The 1,647-nt window shown below is 70.9% G+C and carries 3 protein-coding genes; 1 reads left to right on the top strand and 2 read right to left on the bottom strand.

Features of this window, described 5'->3' with window-relative positions; all coding sequences use genetic code 11:
- Together AC2W7M_RS25015 and AC2W7M_RS25020 are read right to left on the bottom strand one after the other, a co-directional pair.
- On the bottom strand, positions 1-490 hold a 490-nt coding region (locus tag AC2W7M_RS25015; protein WP_486135769.1), incomplete at its 3' end, for an aspartate/glutamate racemase family protein.
- Positions 491-818: 328 nt separating this feature from the next.
- On the bottom strand, positions 819-1,139 hold the full coding sequence (locus tag AC2W7M_RS25020; protein ID WP_486135767.1) for a 2Fe-2S iron-sulfur cluster-binding protein: 321 nt from the start codon (positions 1,137-1,139) through the stop codon (positions 819-821).
- Between the two features lie 308 nt (positions 1,140-1,447).
- On the opposite strand from AC2W7M_RS25020, the gene AC2W7M_RS25025 reads away from it, so the two are divergent.
- Positions 1,448-1,647 (top strand): hypothetical protein (locus AC2W7M_RS25025; protein ID WP_486135768.1); only part of this gene is annotated, 200 nt, incomplete at its 3' end.

A 1,647-nucleotide genomic window follows, 5' to 3' on the forward strand; every position in this document is an offset into this window, starting at 1 on the left:
CCTCCGACCCGCCACGCACCGCCTCGGCGAGCGCGGCGAGCGGCGGGCTCGGCACCAGGTCCACGGCGCAGTCCTCGGCGAAGGCGCGCACCAGTTCGACGGTGTAGTCGCGCCGCACCGTTCCCGGCGTGGCGAGGATGCTCACCCGCCGCGTGCGGGAGGCGGCGCAGGCCGGCTTCACCGCCGGCACGGTGCCGACGAAGGGAATGGCATGGCGCGCGCGCAGGCTCGGCAGCGCGGCGGTGGAGGCGGTGTTGCAAGCGATCACCGCCAGATCGGGCCGCACCGCATGGATGAGACGGCCCATCACCTCGTCCACCCGCGCCACCAGGGCGCGCTCGGTGAGGTCGCCATAGGGAAAGCCGGCATCGTCGGCGGCGTAGACGAAGGCGGCGTCCGGCCGCGCCCGCGCGATCTCGCGGAACACCGACAGACCGCCGAGGCCGGAATCGAACACGAGTATGGTGGGCGGCTTAGCGGCGCCGGGCATCACGGCAGAGGATCTCTCGGCAAGGTCGGTGACGGTCGCCATAGCTTATCCTAACGGGCCTCGGCGATATTGTGGCGCCGGACGGGTAAAGGAAAGCTGACCGGGGTGCCGTTGCGGGAGCGCAGCCCTGCCGCTTGTCGGGGGCGAGCTAAGCCGTAGCCATTCCCCTCCCGCCGTCATGCCCCGGCTTGACCGGAGCATCCACGCGCCGGCTCGGAAAGACGTGCATCGGTCCATGGGCCCTCCGGTCAAGCCGGAGGGCGACGGTGGTGAGGGGCGGGTGGGCGGTCAACCCATCAGCCCGGTCAGCCCGGCGCCTTAAGCCCGCTCAGCCCTGGCGCTCGGGCAGGCGCAGCACCAGGCCGTCGAGGGCGGGCGTGAGCTTGATCTGGCAGGACAGGCGCGAATTGGGCGCCACTTCCGCGGCGAAATCGAGCATGTCCTCCTCCATGGGCGAGGGCTCGCCGACCTTTTCGCGCCAGGCCTCGTCCACATAGACGTGGCAGGTGGCGCAGGCGCAGGCGCCGCCGCATTCGGCGTCGATGCCCGGCACGCCGTTGCGCACCGCCGCCTCCATGGCCGTGGCGCCCTCCTGGGCCTCCACCGTGTGGACCGTTCCGCTGAACTCGATGAAAGTGATGGCGACCATGCCTGATCTCGCCCTGTGCCTGCCTGCGGAAGCCGCCGATCTCGGGCGCGCCGGCGCTGCCGCGGTGGGGAAGAGCGCCCTATAGCCGCCCGCGCCGGCCCGCGCCAGTGCCGAGGTCGCGGCGTTAACGATATCTTCATAATCGTGGCGCGGCTGGTTCAATCCCTACGGAGGTGCGGCTAAGATAAGGCATGGTAAACCAATTCCGCATCCTTCCGGGGCGCGGAAAGGGGACAGCACGAGGCATCGGCGGCGGGGCGGAACACTTGTATTCCCGTACCCTTCCCGGCGGCAGAGGCGGCAGCGACATGAAGAACCCGAAGAAGATCCAGGATCCGACGGAGGCGGCGCTCTCGGCGATCCAGGAGGCTCTGACGCTGGAGCTTGACGCGGGCCGACCAGTCGCCGGGCGCCGGCCGAAACGTCCGCCGGCCGAGCCGGTGCAGACGATCGAGCGGCGCGCCGAGGCGATGGCGCCCGAGCGCCCGCTGGACCGGCCGGTGCCAAT

The sequence above is a fragment of the Xanthobacter sp. BG11Y11_SDJG genome, assembly GCF_057364445.1.

Excerpts from the sequence above, each read along its gene's own strand:
- AC2W7M_RS25020 (WP_486135767.1), bottom strand. The coding sequence starts at position 1,139 with ATGGTCGCCATCACTTTCATCGAGTTCAGCGGAACGGTCCACACGGTG.